Source organism: Pseudarthrobacter sp. PvP004 (assembly GCF_017876035.1).
In the GTDB taxonomy this organism is placed as follows: Bacteria; Actinomycetota; Actinomycetes; order Actinomycetales; family Micrococcaceae; genus Arthrobacter; species Arthrobacter aurescens_A.
The window spans coordinates 1,999,079-2,020,936 of record NZ_JAGINL010000001.1; the positions used below are offsets into that span (position 1 = coordinate 1,999,079).

The 21,858-nt window shown below is 59.2% G+C and carries 19 protein-coding genes; 9 read left to right on the forward strand and 10 right to left on the reverse strand.

Annotated features, from left to right (window positions below; translation table 11 throughout):
- Window positions 1-8: 8 nt before the first annotated feature.
- The 6 genes from J3A64_RS09010 to J3A64_RS09035 all read left to right on the forward strand — a co-directional run bounded on the left by J3A64_RS09010 (window position 9) and on the right by J3A64_RS09035 (window position 6,864).
- The gene (locus tag J3A64_RS09010) at window positions 9-1,238 is read left to right on the forward strand and encodes a cytochrome P450 (RefSeq protein ID WP_286176242.1); all 1,230 of its coding nucleotides are present in this window, start codon (window positions 9-11) and stop codon (window positions 1,236-1,238) included.
- Complete coding sequence (locus J3A64_RS09015; RefSeq protein WP_210064149.1) at window positions 1,235-1,435, forward strand: ferredoxin; 201 nt, start codon at window positions 1,235-1,237, stop codon at window positions 1,433-1,435. Before J3A64_RS09010 ends, J3A64_RS09015 begins: the two co-directional genes overlap by 4 nt.
- Window positions 1,432-2,640 (forward strand): NAD(P)/FAD-dependent oxidoreductase, encoded by a 1,209-nt coding sequence (locus J3A64_RS09020; protein WP_210064150.1) that lies wholly within the window; start codon window positions 1,432-1,434, stop codon window positions 2,638-2,640. Before J3A64_RS09015 ends, J3A64_RS09020 begins: the two co-directional genes overlap by 4 nt.
- A 44-nt stretch (window positions 2,641-2,684) precedes the next feature.
- Window positions 2,685-3,854 carry a sensor histidine kinase gene (locus J3A64_RS09025; protein ID WP_210064151.1) on the forward strand — a complete coding sequence of 390 codons (1,170 nt, stop codon included), beginning with the start codon at window positions 2,685-2,687 and terminating at the stop codon, window positions 3,852-3,854.
- Window positions 3,851-4,516: a response regulator transcription factor gene (locus J3A64_RS09030; RefSeq protein ID WP_210064152.1), complete on the forward strand. Its 666-nt coding sequence runs from the start codon at window positions 3,851-3,853 to the stop codon at window positions 4,514-4,516. The genes J3A64_RS09025 and J3A64_RS09030 overlap by 4 nt, the downstream gene beginning before the upstream one ends.
- A gap of 131 nt (window positions 4,517-4,647) precedes the next feature.
- Window positions 4,648-6,864 carry an MMPL family transporter gene (locus J3A64_RS09035; RefSeq protein ID WP_210064153.1) on the forward strand — a complete coding sequence of 739 codons (2,217 nt, stop codon included), beginning with the start codon at window positions 4,648-4,650 and terminating at the stop codon, window positions 6,862-6,864.
- A 716-nt stretch (window positions 6,865-7,580) separates the two neighbouring features.
- Here the strand turns inward: J3A64_RS09035 and J3A64_RS09040 are convergent.
- The 5 genes from J3A64_RS09040 to J3A64_RS09060 all read right to left on the reverse strand — a co-directional run bounded on the left by J3A64_RS09040 (window position 7,581) and on the right by J3A64_RS09060 (window position 13,118).
- Window positions 7,581-9,116, reverse strand: coding sequence for a sugar ABC transporter ATP-binding protein (locus tag J3A64_RS09040; protein WP_210064154.1), 1,536 nt, complete (start codon window positions 9,114-9,116; stop codon window positions 7,581-7,583).
- A 48-nt stretch (window positions 9,117-9,164) separates the two neighbouring features.
- Window positions 9,165-10,166, reverse strand: coding sequence for a substrate-binding domain-containing protein (locus tag J3A64_RS09045; protein WP_210064155.1), 1,002 nt, complete (start codon window positions 10,164-10,166; stop codon window positions 9,165-9,167).
- 22 nt (window positions 10,167-10,188) lie between these two features.
- Window positions 10,189-11,235 carry an ABC transporter permease gene (locus tag J3A64_RS09050; RefSeq protein WP_210064156.1) on the reverse strand — a complete coding sequence of 349 codons (1,047 nt, stop codon included), beginning with the start codon at window positions 11,233-11,235 and terminating at the stop codon, window positions 10,189-10,191.
- A gap of 138 nt (window positions 11,236-11,373) precedes the next feature.
- Window positions 11,374-12,027, reverse strand: a complete 654-nt coding sequence (locus J3A64_RS09055; protein ID WP_210064157.1) for an SIS domain-containing protein — start codon at window positions 12,025-12,027, stop codon at window positions 11,374-11,376.
- Between the two features lie 152 nt (window positions 12,028-12,179).
- The gene (locus tag J3A64_RS09060) at window positions 12,180-13,118 is read right to left on the reverse strand and encodes a sugar-binding transcriptional regulator (RefSeq protein ID WP_210064158.1); all 939 of its coding nucleotides are present in this window, start codon (window positions 13,116-13,118) and stop codon (window positions 12,180-12,182) included.
- Between the two features lie 257 nt (window positions 13,119-13,375).
- Here J3A64_RS09060 and xylB point away from each other — a divergent pair, with 257 nt between their 5' ends.
- Genes xylB through J3A64_RS09075 form a run of 3 tightly spaced genes read left to right on the forward strand, consistent with a single transcriptional unit; the run spans window position 13,376 to window position 16,049 of the window.
- On the forward strand, window positions 13,376-14,842 hold the full coding sequence (gene xylB, locus J3A64_RS09065; RefSeq protein WP_210064159.1) for a xylulokinase: 1,467 nt from the start codon (window positions 13,376-13,378) through the stop codon (window positions 14,840-14,842).
- A complete protein-coding gene (locus J3A64_RS09070) occupies window positions 14,815-15,507 on the forward strand; it encodes a hypothetical protein (RefSeq protein WP_210064160.1) in 693 nt (230 codons plus the stop codon). Before xylB ends, J3A64_RS09070 begins: the two co-directional genes overlap by 28 nt.
- Entirely contained in the window at window positions 15,504-16,049 is a 546-nt protein-coding gene (locus J3A64_RS09075; RefSeq protein WP_210064161.1) for an SIS domain-containing protein, read from the forward strand. The genes J3A64_RS09070 and J3A64_RS09075 overlap by 4 nt, the downstream gene beginning before the upstream one ends.
- Before the next feature lie 598 nt (window positions 16,050-16,647).
- Here the strand turns inward: J3A64_RS09075 and J3A64_RS09080 are convergent.
- The 5 genes from J3A64_RS09080 to J3A64_RS09100 all read right to left on the reverse strand — a co-directional run bounded on the left by J3A64_RS09080 (window position 16,648) and on the right by J3A64_RS09100 (window position 21,782).
- Window positions 16,648-17,496: an IclR family transcriptional regulator gene (locus tag J3A64_RS09080; protein WP_210064162.1), complete on the reverse strand. Its 849-nt coding sequence runs from the start codon at window positions 17,494-17,496 to the stop codon at window positions 16,648-16,650.
- Between the two features lie 49 nt (window positions 17,497-17,545).
- Window positions 17,546-18,763 carry a mandelate racemase/muconate lactonizing enzyme family protein gene (locus tag J3A64_RS09085; RefSeq protein WP_210064163.1) on the reverse strand — a complete coding sequence of 406 codons (1,218 nt, stop codon included), beginning with the start codon at window positions 18,761-18,763 and terminating at the stop codon, window positions 17,546-17,548.
- On the reverse strand, window positions 18,760-19,752 hold the full coding sequence (locus J3A64_RS09090; protein ID WP_286176645.1) for a C-terminal binding protein: 993 nt from the start codon (window positions 19,750-19,752) through the stop codon (window positions 18,760-18,762). Before J3A64_RS09090 ends, J3A64_RS09085 begins: the two co-directional genes overlap by 4 nt.
- A gap of 27 nt (window positions 19,753-19,779) precedes the next feature.
- The gene (locus J3A64_RS09095; RefSeq protein WP_210064165.1) at window positions 19,780-20,358 is read right to left on the reverse strand and encodes an OsmC family protein; all 579 of its coding nucleotides are present in this window, start codon (window positions 20,356-20,358) and stop codon (window positions 19,780-19,782) included.
- A gap of 77 nt (window positions 20,359-20,435) precedes the next feature.
- The gene (locus J3A64_RS09100; protein ID WP_210064166.1) at window positions 20,436-21,782 is read right to left on the reverse strand and encodes an MFS transporter; all 1,347 of its coding nucleotides are present in this window, start codon (window positions 21,780-21,782) and stop codon (window positions 20,436-20,438) included.
- Between the last annotated feature and the right edge of the window lie 76 nt (window positions 21,783-21,858).

Sequence of the window (21,858 nt, forward strand, 5' to 3'; positions counted from 1 at the left end):
AGCCATCCATGAAGACCACAAACTCTGACACCATGCCGCCTCCGGTTGGGGCTCTGCCCCAAAACAGATGTCCATTTAATCCGGACCCAAAATACACGGCCCTACGGGTTTCAGAGCCGGTTTTCAGGGTCAGCACCCCGGCCGGGCTCGACGTCTGGCTTGTCAGCGGCTACGAAGACGCGCGGACAGTACTTGGAGACAACATCAACTTCAGCAGCGTTGACGCGAGTTCCTCCCATCTCATGGGAGACCCGGAGGCGCTCGGCGGCACCCCACCGCCTGGGGTGCTGCTGCGTTACGACGGTGACGACCATGCCCGACTACGTCTGCGTCTTGCCCGTGAGTTCATGATCAAACGAATTTCCCGCTTGGAACCGTTCATTCGGGAGCTCGTCACTGAGCACATTGATCATCTGGCTCATAAGCAGGGTCCCGTCGATTTGTACCGCGAATTTGGACTGCCGGTCCCGGCTTTGGTCATCAGCGAGCTCCTAGGAGTTCCCGAGGACGATCGAGAGACATTTGAGAAGGCAACGGCGGCGCAAGTCGACCTAAGTCTGTCTCTGGAAGAACGACAGGCGGCCGCTGCGGCAAGCGCAGGTTTCTTCGCAGGCCTTGTAGCGGCCAAGTATGAACAGCCCGGCGATGACCTCATCAGCCGGCTAATTCAAGAACCGGCAGGCAGGCCCCTGGACTTTGCAGAATTGACCGGCTTGTCGATGCTTCTGCTGGCTGCAGGGCATGACACCACCGCCAACATGATTACGCTCGGCACGCACGCCCTTCTCCAGAATCCTGACCAAGCAGTAAAGATGGTCAACGATCCGTCCATCATGGACACCGGGGTAGACGAACTGATCCGGTACCTCAGCATTATCCATAACGGTGTATTGCGGAAGGCCACCGCAGACGTCACCATCAATGGTCAGCTCATTCGCGCGGGTGAGCATGTCGCCGTCGTCCTTGAGTCCGCCAACCGGGACCCGCGCTTCTTTGAAGGGGCAGACACTCTCGATCTGGAGAGGTCGTCGGCCCATGTGGGCTTTGGCTATGGACCGCACCAGTGTCTGGGCCAGCACCTGGCACGTTTGGAGCTGCGGATCGCCCTTCCAGAGTTGTTCCGCAGACTCAAAGGGTTGCGGGTGGTTACGCCGCCCGAAGAAATCCGGTTCAAGAACGACATGGTCGTTTACGGCATTCACGAGCTCATGATCGAATGGGACGAGGTAGTGGCATGAAAATTGACGTTGATATTGACAAGTGCGTGGGAGCGGGAGTGTGCGTCCTGGCCGCGCCGGACGTCTTCGATCAAAATGATGACGACGGCATTGTGATCGTTTTGGAAGACCAACCGACCGCGGCGCAGATCCCAGACGTACAGGACGCGGCAGCACGATGTCCGGCAGCCGTCATCCGTCTCACCGAAGGCCCATGAGTTTGGGAACACCGGAAAGGATCGTCGTTGTCGGCGGCTCAGCTGCCGGGCTGAGCACCGCCGAAGCGTTACGACGTGGAGGCTACACGAACAAGCTCACGATAATTGGAGCGGAAAAGCACCACCCCTATGACCGGCCTCCGCTATCTAAACAGTTCCTGACCGGTGAATGGGATACGGACAAAGTCATGCTGCGGCCAGAAGCCCATCTGGTGGATCTCGACGTCGAAACACGGTTGGGCGTCCCCGCTGGCGGACTCGACCTCAAGTCGAAGCTTGTGGTCCTGACGGATGGAACCGAACTAGGTTACGACAGGCTCGTCCTAGCCACCGGCGTTGAACCCAAGAACCTGCCAGGCGCCGATCAGTTGCAAGGTGTCCTCACATTGCGCAGCCTGGACGACGCGATTGCGCTCAGGGCTGCGTTGCACGCCCACAGCCGGGTGGTTGTGATTGGGGGCGGCTTTATGGGGACCGAAATCTCAGCGGTGGCGGTCTCATCGGGTGCTGATGTCACGTTGCTCAGTGGAGCAGGGGCACCGTTGGAACCCATCGTGGGCGCTGAAATTGCCACGCAACTTGCTCAGCTTCACAGGGCCCGCGGGGTGAGAATCAGAACGGGGGCCGACTACGCCGTCGCATCGATTCTTCACGACGGCGGCAAAGCCACCGGCGTCGGGCTCAAGAACGGAACTTCCATAGACGCCGATCTGGTGGTCATAGCGATCGGTTCCACTCCAGCGGTGGAATGGCTGCGCACCAGCGGATTGGAAATCAAAGACGGCGTCGAATGTGCCCCTGATTCGTCGGCGGCTCCAAGCGTTTATGCGGCTGGTGATGTTGCCCGGTGGCACAACACACTATTCGGCGTAAGCATGCGAGTGGAACACCGAACCAACGCCGTTGACCAAGGGATCCATGTAGCCGAACAAATTGTCTCCGGCACCAGCAGCGACTACAGACCGATCCCGTATTTTTGGTCTGACCAGTACGACCTGAAACTTCAAAGCTTCGGGTGGCTCCGGAATCATGATGAAGTGCGCCTAGTCGAAGGCTCCCTCGAAGAGGGAAAGTTCGTGGCGCTCTTTCGCCGCAACAGGCGTCTGACCGGCGTCCTCGGCGCCCGGTCCTTGAAGTCCCTGCGTAAGTGGCGGCAGTACATTAGTGAAGAAGCCCACTGGGAGGATGCGATCGGCGCACCGTAACTAGCCAGTCAACCCCATTCCCGCCATCACGGAGACCAGAACCCATGAACCTGATCAAGAGATCCAGCGCTGCGGATCTTTGGCAACTGTTGCTGGACCTAGTGGTGGCGGCCATGGTGGTTATGGAAGGGTACCGCATGAATCAGGCTGGCGTCTCGGACCCGTTGGCAGTTGTTGTGGTGGTTGGAGGCGCAGTCGCTGCAACGTTGAGGCGGCGCCTCCCGACGTCGGCCTTGGTTTTGGCGGGTTTGCTAACAGCGATCCTTGCTCTGCATACTCGCCAGCAGATTTTTGCATGGACAATACTGGAAACATGCCTGGCTTCCTTCACCGCTCTCAGACCGCACAACCAGTCAGTCGCCGCCACCACCACTGTCGGTTTCGTCTTGATCGCCCAGTCGACGCTCGGACTTCATACGCCCATTTTTGACCCTATGACACTTGCACTCATCGCATGGACGGCTGCAGCTGGCGGTGTTGGTTCTGCTGTTCGGTCCCAGCGGCAATATGTGCGCGCACTGGAAGAACAATCCAGCACCCTTCTCCGAACCCGTGAGGCCGATGTTGCCCGGCGGATCGCCGAGGAGCGGATGAGCATCGCACGGGAACTGCACGACGTCATGGCCCATCACATCGCGGCCATCAGCATGCACGCCGGCTCAGCAGAAGCAAACATTGCGACAGACACGAAAAGTGCAAAAGAATCGCTGGTCCGTGTGAGAACCGCTAGCGGTGAAGTGCTGCGGGAACTACAAGCCGTCCTCCACGTCCTACGGACCGAAGAAGGCAACGGGCAACCGGAGGGTCCTGTAGCAGGGTCCGACCAGATCCCCCACCTTCTGGAATCCTTCCGCTCGCTGGGCCTTCACATTCATTGCCGCCAAAGTGGCTCGCTGCCCCGGTGCCTTCCGCCTGCGGTCGACCTAGCCCTATATCGCATCCTCCAGGAGGCCTTGACCAACGCGCACAAACACGGAAGCGGTGTAGTTTGGCTGGATCTCCAGATAGATAACCAGAGCATACGTTTGAAGATCCGCAATTTGGCAACGATATCGGCATCGGCACCCCCACAGGAATATAGGCACGGCGGCCAAGGGTTCGGTCTCATTGGCATGCACGAACGGGCGGTCTCCGCAGGCGGGGAACTGCTCACAACGTCCGGTGATCAATCGTTCACTATTGAGGCCACCCTCCCACTGGAAGCAGAACGATGATCCGCGTCGTACTCGTTGATGACCAAGAAATGATTCGCGTGGGCCTGTCAGGCATTCTGAAGACCGGGCCAGGCCTCGAGGTGGTCGGGGAAGCCGCTGACGGCATTCAGGCCGTCGCGCTGATCAAGGAGAAACACCCTGATGTCGTGCTCATGGACATTCGCATGCCTGGAATCGATGGTGTAGAAGCCGTGCGGAGGATTCGAGCCGACCATAACCTGGACGGGGTGAAAATCGTGGTCCTTACAACATTCGAAAACGACCAGAATGTAGTGCGTGCTATCCAAGCAGGAGCCCAAGGGTTTCTCGGAAAAGACATCGGGCCGAGCGAGTTGATCGCTGCCATAGAACAGGTGGCGGCGGGAGGGTCCCAACTGTCAGCTTCAGCAACACAATCTCTGGTTAGCCACGTCGCGGAATCCTCCAGAGGTCCCGTCGACAAAGCGGCGGAAAGCGCCCTGGCCGCATTGACACCCCGGGAGCTGGCAGTCCTCAAGCAAGCAGCAACCGGCCTCACCAACGACGAGATTGCCTCACAGTTGTTCATTTCCCCCTACACCGTCAAAACCCACCTGAACCGGGCCATGACAAAGACCGGGACCACGGACCGTTCTCAGCTGATAATTCTGGCCTTCAGGGCCGGCCTCGTCGACCCGTTCTGAGGCGAAATACGACAGACGCAGTACGATTTTGCAAGCTTTTCAGAGGATTCCCTCTGGGGCGAAGCGGGAAACGATTGACTTTGAAGCCCTTCCTGCCGGCGGGGCGCAACTTTCCCTAGGAGCTCCTCCACATGGCAAAACTCTTGTATAGATTGGGCCTCTTCAGTGCCCGGCATCGGCTCGCAGTGATCCTCGCATGGGCTGCAGTGTTGATCACAGTCGGTGTTACCGCCGTAACAGGCATGCGGTTCAGCGACGGTTCCTTTGACATTCCCGGGACGGAGTCGAGCAAAGCCCTCTCGACCGTTGATCGCGAATTCCCCAGCAACAAAGACGAAGGTTCCGCTTCCTTGCAACTGGTGCTGCGGGCACCTGACGGTGCCCCGATCACTGGTGCGCCATACGCCGATGAGGTAACCCACCTCGCCGGAACCGCAGCCTCTATCAGCAACGTCTCCGAGGTCCGTTCGCCCTTTGATCCCGTTCGCCCCTACGTGTCTGCGGATAGCACAACGGCAGTCATCAGCTTGTCCTTCACCCGGATAGACGAAGCCAATGCAGATCGCATTTATGCGGAAGTGGAACGGATCGCTGACACGGCAAGGGGCTACGGCCTCGAAAGTGAAATCGGCGGAACGCTGCACAACGCCCTGCCTGAAATCCTTGGGCCGTCCGAAATCGTGGGCGCCCTCATCGCCTTCGGCGTCCTCGTCATTACCTTCGGGTCACTCCTCGCCGCGGGCGCCAACATGCTAACTGCCTTGCTGGGTGTCGGCGTCGGAGTCCTCGGCATCTTCGCTTCTTCTGCGTTCCTTCAACCCGTAGGGTCGATGACCCCCATCCTGGCGGTCATGCTCGGCCTGGCCGTCGGGATTGACTACTCACTCTTTATCGTCGCGAGGTTCCGCGCCGAGTTGCGGGCAGGCGCACCGGTCACTGCTGCCGTAGGTCGTGCCATCGGAACAGCCGGCTCGTCGGTTGTCTTCGCAGGAGCAACTGTCGTCATTGCCCTCGTGGCCCTCGCGATAGTCAGAATTCCATTCATCACCGAGATGGGTTTCGCAGCGGCGTTCGCTGTGGTCATCGCTGTAGCGATGTCACTCACCCTGCTTCCCGTCTTCCTGAAGACAATGGGCCATAGGGCGCTCCCCCGTAAAGAGCGCGACCCGGTGGTTGCAAGGACCCCTGGCGGCAAGGATGAAAAAAGCGCTTTGGGAATTCTGGGCCATTGGGCTGCGACGGTAGTGCACAGGCCGGTGCGTTCGCTGCTCGCGGGTGTCGCACTCCTGGCGGTACTCGCGGTACCCGTGCTTTCGCTGCAGACCGGGTTGACGACTCCCGGCGGTGACCAGCCGGATAGTTCACAGCGAAAAGCTTACAACCTCATTGCGCAGGAGTTTGGCGATGGGTCGCAGAACCCCTTGGTTGTCCTTGTGCAAGCTAACGACGCCTCCTTGGGCATGGCGGCCGCCGACACCTTTAACATGCTGAGTGGCCTCAATGGCGTACAGCTCGTTACCCCACCCCAGCCCAGCGCCTCGCGAACAGCGGCGATCATCACTGTCCTGCCCACGACAGGACCGACCGACACAGAAACCAAAGACCTTGTCCACGAAATTCGTGAGCGGAGTGCAGCCCTCAACGCTGACATCGCTGTGACAGGGCAAACAGCGGTCTCTATCGACGTGGATGCGCAACTGAGCCAGGCGTTGATTACCTACATCGGAGTGATTGTGGGCTTGTCCTTGCTGCTTCTCATCGTCCTGTTCCGTTCGATCCTTGTCCCTTTGATTGCAACAGCAGGTTTTTTGCTATCCCTCGGAGCAGGAATCGGAGTGACAGTCGCCGTCTTCCAATGGGGCTGGGCCGACGCGCTAGTTGCAGCGCCTACAGGCTCTCCCATGCTGAGCTTGTTGCCCATCCTGATCGTCGGCATCCTTTTTGGACTCGCCATGGACTACCAGGTGTTCCTTGTCTCGCGAATGAAGGAAGCGTATTCGAAGGGTTACTCACCCAAGGAAGCGATACTCGATGGGTTTTCCAAAACAGCTTTCGTCGTCGTCGCGGCTGCTGCCATCATGGCTGCTGTCTTCGGCGGGTTTGCGCTCAGCCCCTCCCCGCTGGTGGCCTCGATCGCTTTAGCTCTCACCATCGGAGTGCTCGCCGATGCCTTCGTTGTACGAATGATCATTGTCCCGTCAGCGTTGTCCCTCCTCGGCCTCCAGGCTTGGACTATGCCTCGTTGGTTGGACAAAGTCCTGCCTGAGATCGACACCGAGGGCCACGCTCTTGAGGACAGTCTCGAGCCGGAATCCAATGGGGCCGAAAAAGTCGTCGCAGGCAGGTAGTCGGCAGAACACAGCCGCCGGGGGTGCTTTCGTCCGGCATGTAAGCACCCCCGGTTTCTCCTTGGAGAAGCGTTCTCATTGGTAGGCTGCAAAGTGAGCAGTTCATGGCTCAATTTCGAGTATTGGAGCATACCCAAGTCGGACGTCGACCGCGCCGGGCTCAGCCTCATCGTCCTTGTCGGTGGCCCGGTAAGGCAGCTTCGAACGCCGTAGAAGAACTCCATGACTGATTGGCGAAAAGGTCCGATGCCAGCCTCCAATTGCTTATAGCCATCGAAGCTCCGAAATTCTCACCGTTGTTGGAGGTCTTCTTTCGTGGTATCGGCAGGTGGCGTTGCGCGCCTGGCTGTAGACCGCGCGTACTCATACGTCAAGGTCCTGACCATCTTGTCGCCTTTGCGCCGGTAATTGTCATCAACCCCTGTAACAAAAGCCCTGTAGCGCTCAAGGATGCTCCCGTCCGAAGTTCCTGTTCGTGGGCTGAGTTCGACAGCCACCTTTTTCCATCGGCTCGGCTGCCGGTCCCAGTTTTACTGGGAGCTCATTCCAAGGGCGCAAAGTCCTGCAGATTGAGCGTTGGCGAGCAAACTCCCTAGTGGACCAACACACAGCGAGCAGGCCACAAGAGAATCCACCTGCGAAGGAGGCGCCGCCGAATCATCGGCAGCGCCTCCCCGTATCTTTCAGAGGGCCTTGGCCTCAGCGATTACAGCTGTTCAAACCGCTTCTTTCGCCTCGGCCCACGCGAGTTCGCGTAGCTGCGCTGGAGTGACTCCGTTCCGGGGATAGACCGTGCCGTCACAGGCGCCGTGCCTGAAGACCACGATCGAGTCCGCGAGCATGGTGAGCTCTTCCTCTTCGGAGGAGACCACGATGACCGCAACATTCTGTTCGCGGGCAAGGTCTTTAACTATCTTGTGGATCTCACCCTTGGCGCCGATGTCAACTCCCTTAGTAGGCTCATCCAGCAGAAGCAGTTGAGGGTTCTGCATGGTGGCACGAGCAAAAAGCGCCTTCTGCTGATTCCCACCGGAAAGGGAGGTGATAGGACTGTTTACATCCCCGCGGATCGTTACCTGTGACAACGAGTCACGTGCCGCCTGTCGCAATGCCCTCCAGCGAAGGACACCGGATGATTTGAAGCGATCCAGGACCGGCAACACGGCGTTGTCTATGGAGGTCATCTGCGGAATGAAGCCGTCAGACTTTCGTTCCTCGGACAAGAATGCCACTCCCTTCGCGATCGCCCCTGCTGGCTCTTTGGGCTGGTACGGGCTCCCATGCAATGTGAGCTGGCCCGGAGCTACTGGTTCGGCTCCGAAAACGGTTCTCAGGAACCGCGAACGCCCAGCACCGATCAGTCCATAGATGCCGAGGACTTCACCCGCGCGAACGTCCAGCGACACTCCGGCCAGACCGTTGCCCTTGACGTTCTCGGCCCGGAGGACGACGTCTCCGAAACGGTCGGTCCGGGCGGCGTCGTCCAGGACTTCCAAATCACCGATGGAAAGTTCGGCGTGGGACATGAGTCCCTCATCGAGGCTGCCGTGGTCTCCTACGATGGCATCGATGACTGCCAGCCTGTCGACCGTCTCGATCGGACTGTCCAGAACAATGGCCCCATTTGCCAGACCCACGATATGGTCCGCGATGGCAAAGACCTCATCTAGCTTGTGGTCAACCAAAAGGACACCGAGACCACGCTCGGCGGTCAATCTGCGGATGATCGCCAGCAGATTCTCGACCTGTTCCTGCTCCAACGCAGTTGTTGGTTCGTCGAGCAGAAGATACTTGGCATCCCGGTTGATACCTCGAACCACCTCCAGGAGTTGTCGCTGGGCCACCGGCAGCTTTCCGACAAGATCGGTTCCCCGGGCCGGGATCCCATACTCTCGGCATAGCTGGTCGGCGCTGCGATTCATTTCCTTACGGTTAAGGAAAGGCCCCGTCACCTGTTCGGTGCCCAGATAGAGATTCTCGGCGACAGTCAGTTCGTCGACGAGGCTAAGCTCCTGATATACACAGGCAATTCCGGCGGCCGTCGCATCGCTGGGCGAATGGAACTGATCCATAGATCCGTCAACTGTGATGGTGCCACTATCCGGAACCTCGGCGCCGGAAAGTGAACGCAGCAACGTTGATTTTCCGGCACCGTTGTGTCCGATAAGGGCGACCACCTGGCCCGGCTGTATGTTGAGGCTGACGTCAGTCAGCGCTCTCGTCTGCCCGTAGGACTTCGAAATACTGGTCACGATAAGACCTGAGGCCACGATGGTCTCCCTTTCAGAACGTTTGATTGATTAGCCGACTTCGCCTTGTCCAGGCGTCTGGCCATCGACGAAAACCTTCAACGGCTCCAGTACTTCCTTGTCGACGCTCTCACCGGCCAGGTGCTTCTTCATGTTGTCCAAAACGATCTGAGCATATTTGGCGGGCTCCTGCGCGGCGCAAGCGGCGTAAGTGCTGTTGAGTTTCTGGTCTGCGGCGCAGAAAGCGTAGACCTTCACCTTGTCAGCCTTGCCTTGTTGGGCGACCGCTTGGAGTGCACCGACAGCATGGGGGCCCGCATCGGCGAACAGTACGTTAATCCCAGGGTTGCCCTGCAGGAGGTCTCCGGTGACCTGAAGACTGACGCTCGGGTCGATCTTTCCATTCACGGTCTGGACCGTCGATGCGTTGGAGTTCTTGGACAGTGCGTCCTTGAATCCCTGATCGCGCTGATTGGTCGGGATTTGATCAGGGTTGCCGATGATGCCGGCGACGATCTTGGCATCGGCGCCCAGGTCCTTAAGTACCTGTTCGCCCATTTGCTTGCCGCCGGCAACCTGATCAGCGCCGACATACTGCACAAAGGAGGCATTCTGGGTTTTCAGGTCATCTGGAGAAATGATGACATTGACCGTGAAGACAGGAATGCCCGCTGCGTTCAATGCCTTCACGCTTGCGGCACCGGGGCCGGAGTTCACGGCGTTGAGAGCGACTGCGCAGACTTTCTGTTGAATGAAGGAGTCGACTTGCGACAGCTGAGTGGAGTCGCTGTCATTAGCGATGGCGACCTTAACGTCAAAGCCAAGTTCCTGCCCGTGCTTCTTGAAGCTGTCCTGCATCGCGACGTAGTACGGGTTGATGGTGTTGGGAAGCGCGACTCCGATGGTGGGCTTCTCAGTGGAGCAGGAGGCGGGCAGCTTGCTATCGGTGCTGCCGGCCGACGGTGCATCGACAGCTGGGTTTGAGCAGGCTGCCAAGCTTAATGCCAAGAGGCTAACGGCAATGGTAGGACCAAAGGCTTTTCGGATCTTCATTGATGTTCCTTTCGTGGGGACACTACGGGTGTTGCTGAGCGACGGAGGATGGAACTTCGGTGTTCGGCGGTGCTTTCGGGGCGCTAGACGCCCCGTTTCCGAGCCCGGCGGTGGGCCGGCGGAGAATTGGTTTACCGCTTCGGAATCGGCGGAGCGTATCGAACGAAACGCCAGCCAGAATGATGAGCCCAATGACGAGCGATTGCCAGTAACTCTGAACATTCAGGACGTTCATGCCGTTTGAGACGACTGCGATGAGGACTGCCCCGATCATCGCACCCAGAACAGTGCCAGTGCCGCCGAACAGCGAGATCCCGCCGACAACCGCAGCTGCGATTGAGTAGAACAGCTCGTTCCCGGTTCCAGTGGAGGGGAAGCCGACCATGAGGCGTGAGGTCGCGATGAGTCCACCCATCCCGGCACAGAAACCGCTGACGGCATAGACCAGGACCGTGGTGCGGGACAGGCTCACACCGGCTAGACGGGCTGCCGCCTTGTTGCCGCCGAAGGCATACACGTGAACGCCGGGTCGGGTCATCTTCAGGAACAATGCCGCCGCAATGGCAGCCAAGGCCAGAAGCAGCACGGGAACCGGTACCCCGGCGATACGGCCTTGCCCTATCCAGGAAAAGCCAGCCTCACGTACGGCCACAGAGTTCGCCCCTGTGATAATTAGCGGAATAGCGAGGGCGACGCCCTGTGTTGAAAAAGTGGCAATGAACGGAGGTATGCGCAGATAGTGGATCAGTAGTCCGTTGGTGACACCCAATGCGGTGCCCACCAGAACGGCTAGAACGGCTCCTATGGGCCAGGGCAGCCCAGCCTGCATGAACAGTGCGGCGACGACGCCCGTCATTGCGACGTTCGCTCCTGTGGAGAGGTCGATTCCGCCTGTGAGCAACACAAAGGCCTGCCCTAGAGCGAGAAACGCGATGACAGTTCCGTTGACGAGGAGCACGAGCCCGTTGTCCAGGGTGCGGAAAGTCGGAGACAAGACGCTGAGCACCGCTACGACAGCGATGAGAACGGCGAAGATACCCACTTCTTCAGGTATGCGTCGCTTATTCATGGGAAACCTCTCTGTAGGGGTAGAACGTTTTGCTCAAATGAGTGGAAGTGTGTCCAGGAACCGATCGAACGGTCCCTAGCCAAGGTCGGGCGGAGGCGTCGTCTCGCATCGACTGAGTAGCAGCTCGGCGGAGGGGCTTCATGCGGGTTCCGCCGAATGCGGTATCCGCAAGGGGTCGAGCGCGGCGGGAAGAACCGTACGGCTCCCGACTGCACCTCCGGGGTGGGTGTAATGCACGCGGGACCAGCTGTATTGCCGGGCCCTCATCAGCACCAGAGCCATCGCGTCCAGCCATGCACTGTGTGCAAGGGTGCTGCCCATTGCGATTAGCCCCCCGGGGTCCGCCGGCAGATAGGGCCTCAGGACAACAGGGATGTCGGCGAGCTGGTGAAGGCGGGAATCCGGGGAAAACGTCAACGCTACGACGATGACGCCTTCGCCTTGAACGCGTTCGGCCAACTCATTGACTTCGCCGCTACTACCGCCCTTGGAAAGGGCGATCATGACATCGTTCTTTCGGACCGCGCCCATTGAGCCGTGAAGCCCGTCGGTGGGATTCATGTAGAAAGCCGGCGTGCCGGAGACCGACAGAAGGTGGGCTGCCCGCCGCGCGATAAAACCGCTGGTGCCCGCCCCGGTGAGTATCACTTTGCCCTCTCCATCCAGGAGCAGGGAGGCGACCCTAACAAAAGTCTCGTCGAGCTGGTCGGCGACCTCCAGGACCGCCCGGCTCTCGGCCGCGATGAATGTTCGTGCCGCTTCAAGCACGAGCTTCGTCTGTGACTTGGTCATCTTCGAACCCTCCTGTTCCTGTGGTTTGGGCCACAGCTCCAGTATTCGAAGAGTAAGGCTCATTTGACAAGCGCTACTCTCAAACGAGCGCAAGGCTCAAATGAGCCGGTCTCGCTCCGACCCCAGGAGCTCCAATCCTGAGGCCGTCGCTCCTAGGGTTGGCGCATGAGAGCTCTGGCAAGTGACCTATCGGTGACCAGGGTGGTCCCCAGGCCGGCGCGGAGGGCGGCGCGTATGGCCCCGGACTTGTTGGCGCCAGCCGCGACGAGAATCAATTCCGGAATCTTCTTCATACCCTCATAGTCAAGGGCATTGGTGCGCTCATCCAGATCTGTAACTATCCCGCCATCCTTGCGAATGAGGGTGGCCAGAATTTCTGCTGCCACGCCGCGTTTGGTTAGAGCCTCGCGGGCCTCTTTTCCGAGGGCGTCGCGCATTTGTGACTCCGGAGGATCCCAGCTGCCGACGGCTACCGCCGCCACTGTGATCTTTTCGAACAAGCGGAAGGCGGACTCCACGCCGGGCTGATTTCTTAATCCGGCGGCCGTGGTTGCATCGGGGACGACAAGCGGAACGAACATCGGATAGGCACGCCCCCCTCCTACCTCGCTAACTCGTCGAACGAGCTCCAGAGAATTCTCATTGACGGAGCCAGCCATTCCTCCGAGCTGAACGACAGGGCATGGAGCGAGGTGGGTCAATTCGGTTGCCATGGCGCTCATAGTCCGGCCCCATCCAATACCCAGCACATCTTTGTCGGTTACGAGGTCGCTTATCAGCTTTGCCGCAGCGGCGCCTACCCGCCGCCTGAGACGCCCGGGATCCTTTTCGTCCTCGGGTGCATCCACCACAACCACCTGGCGATAACCGAAGCGTTTTCGCACCATCTCGGACAACTCAATATTCAGGGCTAAGGGTGCGGAAATAGTGAACCGTACAATCTCTTCCGCCACGGCGACTTCCAGGAGGCGCGCCACGCGAAAGCGTGAGATTCCCAGGTCGGAAGCTATTTTCACTTTCGACTCGCCATCTATATAGAACCGCTGCGCAACCGTGGCCGCGAGAATCCCTTCACCGGAACTTAGGGGCACGTCCAACCTCCTTAATACCTTCAAGCACCACCACCTCCGGGCGCTTCCTCATTTGAGCTTACCGCTCAAATGAGAGCTGTGGTTGTCATTTGAGTGCAATTTTTGAATACTTGCACTATGGCGGCCGCCGACGACGGGCCTAACCGGCTTATGGCAAGTAGGGTGCGAGATCCAAGCCCACCCCGTCCATTGCGTCCGCCTATAGATGAGTAATATGGCTGAGCTGTCCGAGCGGCCTGATCCACGAAAGGACACCAATGCCACTGATAGCCGGGGTCGACTCATCGACCCAGTCCACGAAAGTCGTTCTTTGCGACGCGGATACAGGCCGCGTCGTAGGCTCCGGGTCGGCCCCTCACCCGCAAACATCTCCCCCGCTCAGCGAGCAGCACCCTTCCTTCTGGTGGGAATCGACCCTTGGGGCTTGGCATGGTGCATTGAGCGCAGCGAACGCCAAGGGCACCGATGTCAGGGCGATTTCAGTAGCAGCTCAGTGCCACGGCCTCGTCGCCCTGGACGACGCCGGAGCTGTGATCCGGCCCGCCAAACTCTGGAATGACACGACCACGGCCCCCGAGATGGAGGCATTGCGCGAGGCTCTCCCTGCCAAGGAATGGGCCCAGCGGACAGGATCGGTCCCGACAGCGGCATTTACGGTTTCCAAGTTGCTCTGGCTACGCACAGCGGAACCGGACAACTTTCGAAGACTGGCCCAGGTTCTCCTTCCCCACGACTGGCTGACCTACCAGCTCACGGGTCAGTTTGCGACAGACCGTTCCGAGGCAAGCGGAACAGGCTATTACAGTGCAGAGCGCGGTCGCTACGACCACGACATTCTGGCACTCATTGACGAATACACACCGTGGGACAGAATGGTCCCGCGGGTCATGGGGCCTTCGGAAACCGTGGGAACTGTTCACCCCGCGTCGGCGGAGGCGCTCGGTGTCAGGCCGGATACGATCGTGGGTCCCGGCGCCGGCGACCAACACGCCAGTGCACTGGGGCTGGGAGCCCGCCGCGGAGACCGGGTTCTGTCGCTGGGTACGTCGGGGGTCATCTTCACCGTCAGCGAATCACCAGTTCACGACGCGCAAGGCATCGTCGATGGCGTAGCCGACGCAGCCGGCGGGTACCTGCCCCTGGTATCGACCCTGAACGCAGCAAGAGTCACGGATGCCTTTGCCCGGATTTTGGGGGTTGACCATCAGGAACTATCCCGGATGGCCCTCTCGGCTTCCCCTGTGGACGCACCCGTCTTGGCCGCCTTTCTTGATGGCGAACGCAAGCCGAATCTTCCCCATGCGACAGGAACGCTGACGGGCATCCGCACCGATATCACCCGCGATCAAATGGCCCGCGCTGCGATTGAAGGCGTCATCTTCGGCCTAAGACGTGGAGCAGAGCACTTGGACCGCGTGGGAGCCCTCTCGGATGGTCGAATCATCCTTACTGGCGGCGCCGCCCGGTCTGAAGCGTACCGACAGCTGACTGCAGATGCTTTCAATTCGGTCGTGCACACTTCAGCTAGCACCGAATCAGTCGCCGTCGGTGCCGCCATCCAAGCCGCCGCCTGCTTCCAAGGACGCAGCGTCCAGGAGGTCCGCGACTCTTGGGCACCGGAACCAACACCAGCGGCAACCCCACAGGATGTGCAAGGGAGCAATCAGGCTTTCGAGAGGTACAAAACGGCCGCGGAATGGCGTGGATCGGACCGGCCGCTTTGAACACCGAACTCGAGGACAAGGCCCGTCATGCCGGGATCGTACTGGCCGGGAGCGTCATCGCTGTACCAGCAAATCAACGCGACGGCCTCACCGAACGTCTCCTGAACGCCCGGCACTGGGTCCACGCAGACATGATCGCAGGAAGGTACCTGGGTCAAAACGGCGTCACGGTCGAGGAGCTTCTCCGGCTGGCCGGTCGGGCGGGTCATCGACTGGATGCACATCTAATGGTCGATAACGTCGTAGAGACCATCGGTCTCCTGCCCCAGGACATCGGGCGTATCACGATCCAGTATCCAGCGGTGGATGCCATCGAAGAAGCAATGGCCCATGCCCGGCCCAAGGCTCGCTCGGTCTGGATAGCTCTGGACAACCCCACTGCCCCTGAACTCAGCAGAGCACTGGCCTGCGGGCCTGACGGACTGCTGGCCATGCTGACGCCACCTGGCAAGGCAGGTCACGCCGCCGACCTGAGACGACTCGACACCATCAAGAGCGCTGCCGGAACCCAATTGCCGTTCGGGGTGGACGGTGGCGTTAACGAGGAAAACTTCGACATGCTCCATAAGGCTGGTGTTGTCTACGCCGTCGCGGGTCGGGCACTGGTCCGGGCAGCATGCCCAGCTCCCCCTAGCAATCGACCGATCAATAAGGCGATACCATGACCAGCCCACATGTCCGATCGCCCGCGTGGCAGACCATCGGGAGCGAAGTGAGCCAGGTACTTAATCACATCGACCCCGGCGCTTTTGATAACTTCTTCCGGCTCTTCCAAGACCGGACCCGACGCTGGTTTTTCACCGGCCAAGGAAGGTCCGGGCTGGTCGCCGAAATGGCGGCCATGCGCATCATGCATTTCGGCTTCGAAACGCACGTGCTGGGCGAAGCAACCGCACCGTCGGTGCGCCATGGCGACGGACTTTTCATTATTTCGAACTCCGGCCGGACACCCGTCAGTGCCGCATACGCGGAAATCGGCCGGGCGGAAGGGGCCACGGTCGCTCTATTGACCTCTGCCCCCAACAGCCCCTTGATCGATCTCGCAGATGCCACCCTCACACTCGCTTCTTCACCTTCAAAACAGTTTGGAGGCAGCCTGTTCGAGCAAGCCTCACTGATTGCCCTGGACGCTCTGGTACTGGAACTAGCTACCAGGGATGCGGCATCGTACGAGCGGATGCAGCATCGCCACACGAACATGCAATGACTAGGCCCAAGAGACTCCAATAGAAATCGGTCTGAAGTCTCGCCGTTGTGGACGTCCTTTGCCGGGGACGCACGAATCAGATGATGCTGGTTCTAGCTGATATGACGACACCATGAAGCGTGCGCGATTGTCGCCAGCGTTGGCGTAGGCGTACTTGACGCAGCGCGTATGGGCGTTGGAAAAATGCCCAGTTCAGTCCTTACCTCGAGCGTGGAACAGTTCACCATTCTCGATCCGTTGGTTAGGGGAAGCAGCTTTCTTACTGTGTTGGAACAGTGGAAGAGAGGCAGTAGTCAGCGCATAAGTCGCTGCCGGCGTAAGGGGACAGCGTGCACCGGCGGCGCCACGGCCAGGCGCGAAAGAGCGCAGTGTAATCATCTCGGATCCCGGTCGAACGATCAGGACCTGTGTCTACAGGGTTCCGGTAAGCGAATGTGATGCTCCATGCTTTCGCTCAGACAGCGACCAGACAGCAGAAAGTACTGTGGTCGCTCTTGGCCACTCCACCCGGGTTAGGAGGGTGGATATTTCTGCGGCGCCCAGGTAATTTCAGGACTATCTACGGATTGGGCTAACCGGTTGGGACGGCTTTCCCGATTCAGTTGTTGACGCTGAGACGGCGCATACTGCTGGTGCTAAACCGTGGATCGAGTTCGATTAAGGCTTCCGAGAAGGCCGAGGCCTCCTGCTGCAACCACTCAACGATCTGGGATCGCCGGGGTTCTGTCATACGCGGTTCGATTGCGGCTACGCTAAGCGACGCTACAGGTGCTCCGTCGACTCCGAGCACCGGAACACCGATGCCGGCAGAGTCCGGAATTAGCAGTCCGGGAAAGTATGCGTAGCCATCCTCCCGTGCCTGATCAACCATCTGGCGAACGACGGTGGACTCCAGTCCAAGGTTCCCGCCGGGGTTGTCCGCATCGTCGCGGATGATGCGTTCAACGTCGTTATCATTCAGCCAAGCCAGCAGGGCGAGGCTTCCCGCACAGGTTCCCAGCCGGAGCCGGTCTCCGACTCGGGGGTTCAGTGTCCTTATGGGGAACGATCCGACGGCCTGGTCGATGCAGAGTGCCTTGTTTCCGGCGCGCACGGACAGATAGACAGTGTCCCCCGTCAGCTCGGCGAGCCGGAGCAGGTGAGGTTCTGCTACGTCGAGGAGGCCGTGCCGGTCGGCAGCGGCGCTTCCATAGCCAACCATGGGTAGACCCAAGTAGAACGTCCCGGATTCATGGTCCTGCTCCACCCATCCGATTTTGGACAGAGTGCCCAGCAGCCGGTGGACGGTCGTCTTGGAAAGCTTTGTTTCGGAAGCGATGTCGACCAGGCGGCTGCCGCTGCGACCCGCGGCGGAGATCGCCTGGATTACAGCGGCAGCGCGCTCGACACTTCGGATGCTGTCCGCGGCGCCGGCCAGGGCCGGTCCATGATTTTCGGGCGTCGTCATGGAATCAGAGTATCTGCTATTGGCAGGCGAAGCCCGGGCGCTGTCATGACTACCGCTTAATCCCTAGGTAGGCGGTCCGCTTAACGGCAGGGCGTGAGCGGATTACGTCCTCAATTGGTTCGGTTCCCCAACCTGGTCGCCCGGAAACCTGGAGTCGGTCGCCCCGCAGTACCGGAGCGTGGGTGAACAGCTCATCGTCAAATTCAAGGCGGTCCACATCGTGCTCCATGATGCGCAGGTTCGGGGCGGCTGCTGCAAAGTTAGCGGACATCATGGTCGACAGATGGCTATAGAAGTTGTGCGGCGCCACATTAACGTCGAAGGCCTCTGCAGTGTTGGCAATCTTCATTGCCTGCCATGCGCCGTTCCAGATGACATCAACGATGCCCACATCAAGGGACTGCCGTTTGAAGTAGGGGAGAAACTCCCGAACTCCAAAGAGGGTCTCGCATGAGGCGATGGGGACGCCGCTTTGTTCACGGATGTGCGCAAGGGCATCAGGGTTGTAAAGGTCCAGTTCGGCCCAGAACAGGTTGAAGTCTTTTAGGGCACGCAGCAATCGAAGGTATCCCTCCGTCCGGGCGTTGAAGTTCATGTCGAGGAGAATCTCGACTTCCTCGCCCACTCCCTCCCGGAGCGCCTCAAGGTGGGCCACAACGTCCCTGATGAGCTTCAGGTCGATGTTCAGTCCCGGCTCGTAAGGATTCCCGAAGCCGGAACCCCAGGACTTAGGGCCATTGGGGCCATAGGAGAACATATTGGTCTTGACCGCTCCGAAGCCACGGTCACGTGCCTCGCGTCCGGCATCAGTCACGCCGCTCAGATCGGAGATACGGGAGCCGTAGTGATCAGGGTGGCTGATACGCCAACTAGCGCAGTGGGACCAATAGACCTGAATTTCGTCGCGGTGTTTGCCGCCGAGTAACTGATGAACCGGAATCCCAAGGATCTTGGCCTTGGCATCGAGCATGGCGTTTTCGATCGCGCCGAACGCCTCTGCCGGCAGACCCGATGGTGCAGGGCGGGCGGTCGCGGCGACCTGCATATAGGTGCGCTCATGGTTGAAGATATCGGCGCCCACGAACAGTGGGGCGTAGAGTTCGATGACATTCGTCAGGCCTCGGGGGCCGAAGTCTTCGTCAAATTCCGACCAGCCGACGACGCCGTCCTCGGTCGTGAGTTTGACGAAGTTGTAATTGCGCCATCCCGCGTCGCAAGACAGGGTCTCGATGCTGCGGATGCGTACTGTCACTTCATCGTGGTTCATTTTGTCTCCATCGGAGTTACTTTTCTAAGTGGTGTGTTGACCGGGTGTACGACCTGCTTGCCGTTTAGCAGGCGGGAAACGTCGGTGAAAGCAGTGGTGCTGACCTCTTTAAGGGAGTCCGCAGAGAGATATGCGATGTGCGGGGTCAGGGTGATGGCCGGTTGGAGCCGGAGGGGGCTTGTGTTCTCCAACGGCTCCTGTGCGAAGACGTCCAAGGCTGCGCCAGCCAAATGGCCTGAATCGACGGTCTGGGCCAAGGCGGTTTCGTCGATGATGCCGCCCCGGGATACGTCGACCAGGAAGCTCCCCTTTTTGAAACGGCGCAATGCGTCCTTGTCGATAAGATTACGTGTTTCGTCGGTCAGTGGAACGTGCAGGGACACAATGTCGGACGTGGCGATGAGCTCATCAAATCCCATCACTTCGACTTCCTGCGTCTCAGTCGTGGCGGCCTGCGCGCGTGGACTGTGAACACGGACCGAGAAACCGACGGATGCCGCCATCTGTGCGAGTCGTTTACCTGAACGCCCATAACCCACGATACCGAGGGTCAGTTCGGACGGCCGTCGAATATTCCTGCCGATGTCCTGCCCATTCCATCCGTAGCTGCGAACATCGGCGTCGAATTCCCTGATCCGTCGTATGCCGTTCAATATGAGGGCCAGCGCGTGTGTCGCTACGTCCGTATAGTTCCCGTCCGGAACATTTGTAACCTGCACTCCCAGCTCGGTTGCGGCGGCCATGTCGATGGAATCGACGCCGACTCCCGGGCGTGCGATTACCTTGAGGTCCGGCAAAGCCTCTAAGACGGACCGCGTGATGGGCTCGGTCATTACAACGAGCCCATCCGCGTCCCGGCAGTTCGTGATGATGTCGGCCTCGGTCGCACAAGGCCGCACCTCGAATGAGACACCGAGTTCTTCAAAACCCCTCAAGGTTGCCTGGTCGACTGGGATTGGGGAGTTATCAAGCTTGTACACCCGGTGCATCACGATTTTTCCTGTCAGCTTGGAGAATTAGGCCAGTGCTGTGACCACGTCAACCGGGCGGATCAGCGTGTCCCGGATCGGGGACCGCTGCTGCACCGTCTCGACCAAATCCTCAAGTTCCTCGCGGGTCGCACCCGGGGCATCGAGTTCCACTGTTACCCGGATCTGGCTGGCGCCGGGGTTCTCTTCAGGAGCCACGCCCAGGAATGAAGCGAGGTCGAAGTCGGCTTCGAGCTGCAGTTTGTAGCTCTTCAGTTCAATGTTCCTGGCGGCAGCGTTGGCCGTAAGGGTAACTGTGTAGCACCCAGCAAGTGCCTGGAGGACGTATTCCGCCGGTGAAACCGCGGTGTCTGTTCCGAGCAGAGTGGCCGGCTCATCGCTGCGCATCTCGAATTTTCCGGCCCGCGAGGTGTCCTTGTGTCCGGCCTGGGTGAGTGCTCCTGTAGAGGACCGGAGCTTGAAGCCGTCCTCCCACTGTCCTTCCACCGCGAACGTGACTTCGCCGAGGTTCCGGTCGCCCCGTACTGCGTCGATCGTAGCGGTGAGTTGGTCCAGATCGACGCCGTTGACGACGCCGCGCTGCGTGCTTGTCTCTGTTACAGACATTTGATGATCTCCTGTTTGTTCTGGCAAGTGCCAAGTCAATGTAACCATAGTTCCGACTAACGGAACAGGGTTCCGTTTTATTTGATCGTGATAGGTGCGTTGGCGAGTTCTTCAGCGGCCACTTTTGCGTTTTTGATGATTCGTGCCCGTGCCACCAGGACTAGAGCGCCCGAGAGCAAGGTGAAGACGCTGGCAACAAGCATTCCCGGTTGCAGGCTGCCGGTTATGTCCTTGAAGTACCCCGAGATGTAGGGGGCAAAGAACCCGGCGAGATTGCCGATGGAGTTAATGAGTCCGATACCCGCAGCTGCGGCTGTGCCGGTGAGGAACGTGGGCGGAATCTGCCAGAACACCGGAATCGAGCAGAACACCCCCACAGCGGTGACACAGATGCCGATCATGCTCAGCAGCGGTGAACCGAGGACCAGCGAGACCGCCAGGGCTGTACCGCCCAAGAAACAAGTAATGGCGACATGGACGAACCGTGACTGAGTCTTGTCGGAGTGGCGTGACCACGGCAGCATGACGGCGGTGGCCACAGCATAGGGAATGGCGGTAATCAGGCCGATTTGAGTGAGGTCAAACTTGACTCCGTAGGTGGACTGGAAGCCCGAAACAATTTGCGGGAGGAAGAACCCGATGGCGTAGACACCGTATGCAATACCGAAGTATATGAGTCCCAACATAAAGACGCGGGGGCTGAACGCCTTGCGGATCGAATGGCCGTCATGGGCGGCGTCGACAGCGGCGTCTTCTGCCGCAATGGTTGCCTCCAGGCGCTCCGCATCAGCCTTATGGAGCCACTTTGCCTTAGTGGGACGGTCCACAAGGATGAAGTATCCGATGATGCCAGCGATCACAGTGATCAGTCCCTCAATGAGGAACATGAACCTCCACCCGACAAGTCCAAACAGGCCATCGCCGTACTGCATCATCATGGTAGATATTGGCGATCCCAGCAGGAATGAAATGGGGGCAGCGATGTAGACAAAGGCCACAATGCGAGCACGTTGCCCCCTGGGGAACCATAGCCCAAGGAAATAGATAATGCCTGGGAAGAAGCCTGCTTCGGCCACACCGAGAAGGAACCGCAGGATATAGAAGCTGATGGGACCCTGGACGAAGGCCATCGCAGCCGCGATGGCTCCCCAAGTCACCACAATCCTAGTAATCCAGATCCGGGCGCCGAACTTGTCCAGCATAAACTGGCTGGGTACTTCAAATAGGAAGTACCCGATGAAAAATACGCCGGCACCGAGCCCATAGGCTGTGGCGCTCAACCCGAGGTCAACGTTCATTGTTAGGGCGGCAAAACCCACGTTGACTCGGTCTACATAACTGAGGAAATACAGAATCATCAGCATCGGAAGCAGGCGCAAAGCGACCTTCTTCAGAACTGGTTTGTCGATGGCGGCGATAGTCATCGAAATGCCTCCTACTACAACGTCAATGTTGTTTGTGAATGTGACAGATCAGGGCTTCCAGCAATGTGGAGTTCTG

What these genes read in the sequence shown, in the direction of transcription:
- J3A64_RS09010 (WP_286176242.1), top strand. Translation starts at nt 9, where the DNA reads ATGAAGACCACAAACTCTGACACCATGCCGCCTCCGGTTGGGGCTCTG.
- J3A64_RS09015 (WP_210064149.1), top strand. Translation starts at nt 1,235, where the DNA reads ATGAAAATTGACGTTGATATTGACAAGTGCGTGGGAGCGGGAGTGTGC.
- J3A64_RS09020 (WP_210064150.1), top strand. Translation starts at nt 1,432, where the DNA reads ATGAGTTTGGGAACACCGGAAAGGATCGTCGTTGTCGGCGGCTCAGCT.
- J3A64_RS09025 (WP_210064151.1), top strand. Translation starts at nt 2,685, where the DNA reads ATGAACCTGATCAAGAGATCCAGCGCTGCGGATCTTTGGCAACTGTTG.
- J3A64_RS09030 (WP_210064152.1), top strand. Translation starts at nt 3,851, where the DNA reads ATGATCCGCGTCGTACTCGTTGATGACCAAGAAATGATTCGCGTGGGC.
- J3A64_RS09035 (WP_210064153.1), top strand. Translation starts at nt 4,648, where the DNA reads ATGGCAAAACTCTTGTATAGATTGGGCCTCTTCAGTGCCCGGCATCGG.
- J3A64_RS09045 (WP_210064155.1), bottom strand. Translation starts at nt 10,166, where the DNA reads ATGAAGATCCGAAAAGCCTTTGGTCCTACCATTGCCGTTAGCCTCTTG.
- J3A64_RS09050 (WP_210064156.1), bottom strand. Translation starts at nt 11,235, where the DNA reads ATGAATAAGCGACGCATACCTGAAGAAGTGGGTATCTTCGCCGTTCTC.
- J3A64_RS09055 (WP_210064157.1), bottom strand. Translation starts at nt 12,027, where the DNA reads ATGACCAAGTCACAGACGAAGCTCGTGCTTGAAGCGGCACGAACATTC.
- xylB (WP_210064159.1), top strand. Translation starts at nt 13,376, where the DNA reads ATGCCACTGATAGCCGGGGTCGACTCATCGACCCAGTCCACGAAAGTC.
- J3A64_RS09070 (WP_210064160.1), top strand. Translation starts at nt 14,815, where the DNA reads ATGGCGTGGATCGGACCGGCCGCTTTGAACACCGAACTCGAGGACAAG.
- J3A64_RS09075 (WP_210064161.1), top strand. Translation starts at nt 15,504, where the DNA reads ATGACCAGCCCACATGTCCGATCGCCCGCGTGGCAGACCATCGGGAGC.
- J3A64_RS09080 (WP_210064162.1), bottom strand. Translation starts at nt 17,496, where the DNA reads ATGACGACGCCCGAAAATCATGGACCGGCCCTGGCCGGCGCCGCGGAC.
- J3A64_RS09085 (WP_210064163.1), bottom strand. Translation starts at nt 18,763, where the DNA reads ATGAACCACGATGAAGTGACAGTACGCATCCGCAGCATCGAGACCCTG.
- J3A64_RS09090 (WP_286176645.1), bottom strand. Translation starts at nt 19,752, where the DNA reads ATGCACCGGGTGTACAAGCTTGATAACTCCCCAATCCCAGTCGACCAG.
- J3A64_RS09095 (WP_210064165.1), bottom strand. Translation starts at nt 20,358, where the DNA reads ATGTCTGTAACAGAGACAAGCACGCAGCGCGGCGTCGTCAACGGCGTC.
- J3A64_RS09100 (WP_210064166.1), bottom strand. Translation starts at nt 21,782, where the DNA reads ATGACTATCGCCGCCATCGACAAACCAGTTCTGAAGAAGGTCGCTTTG.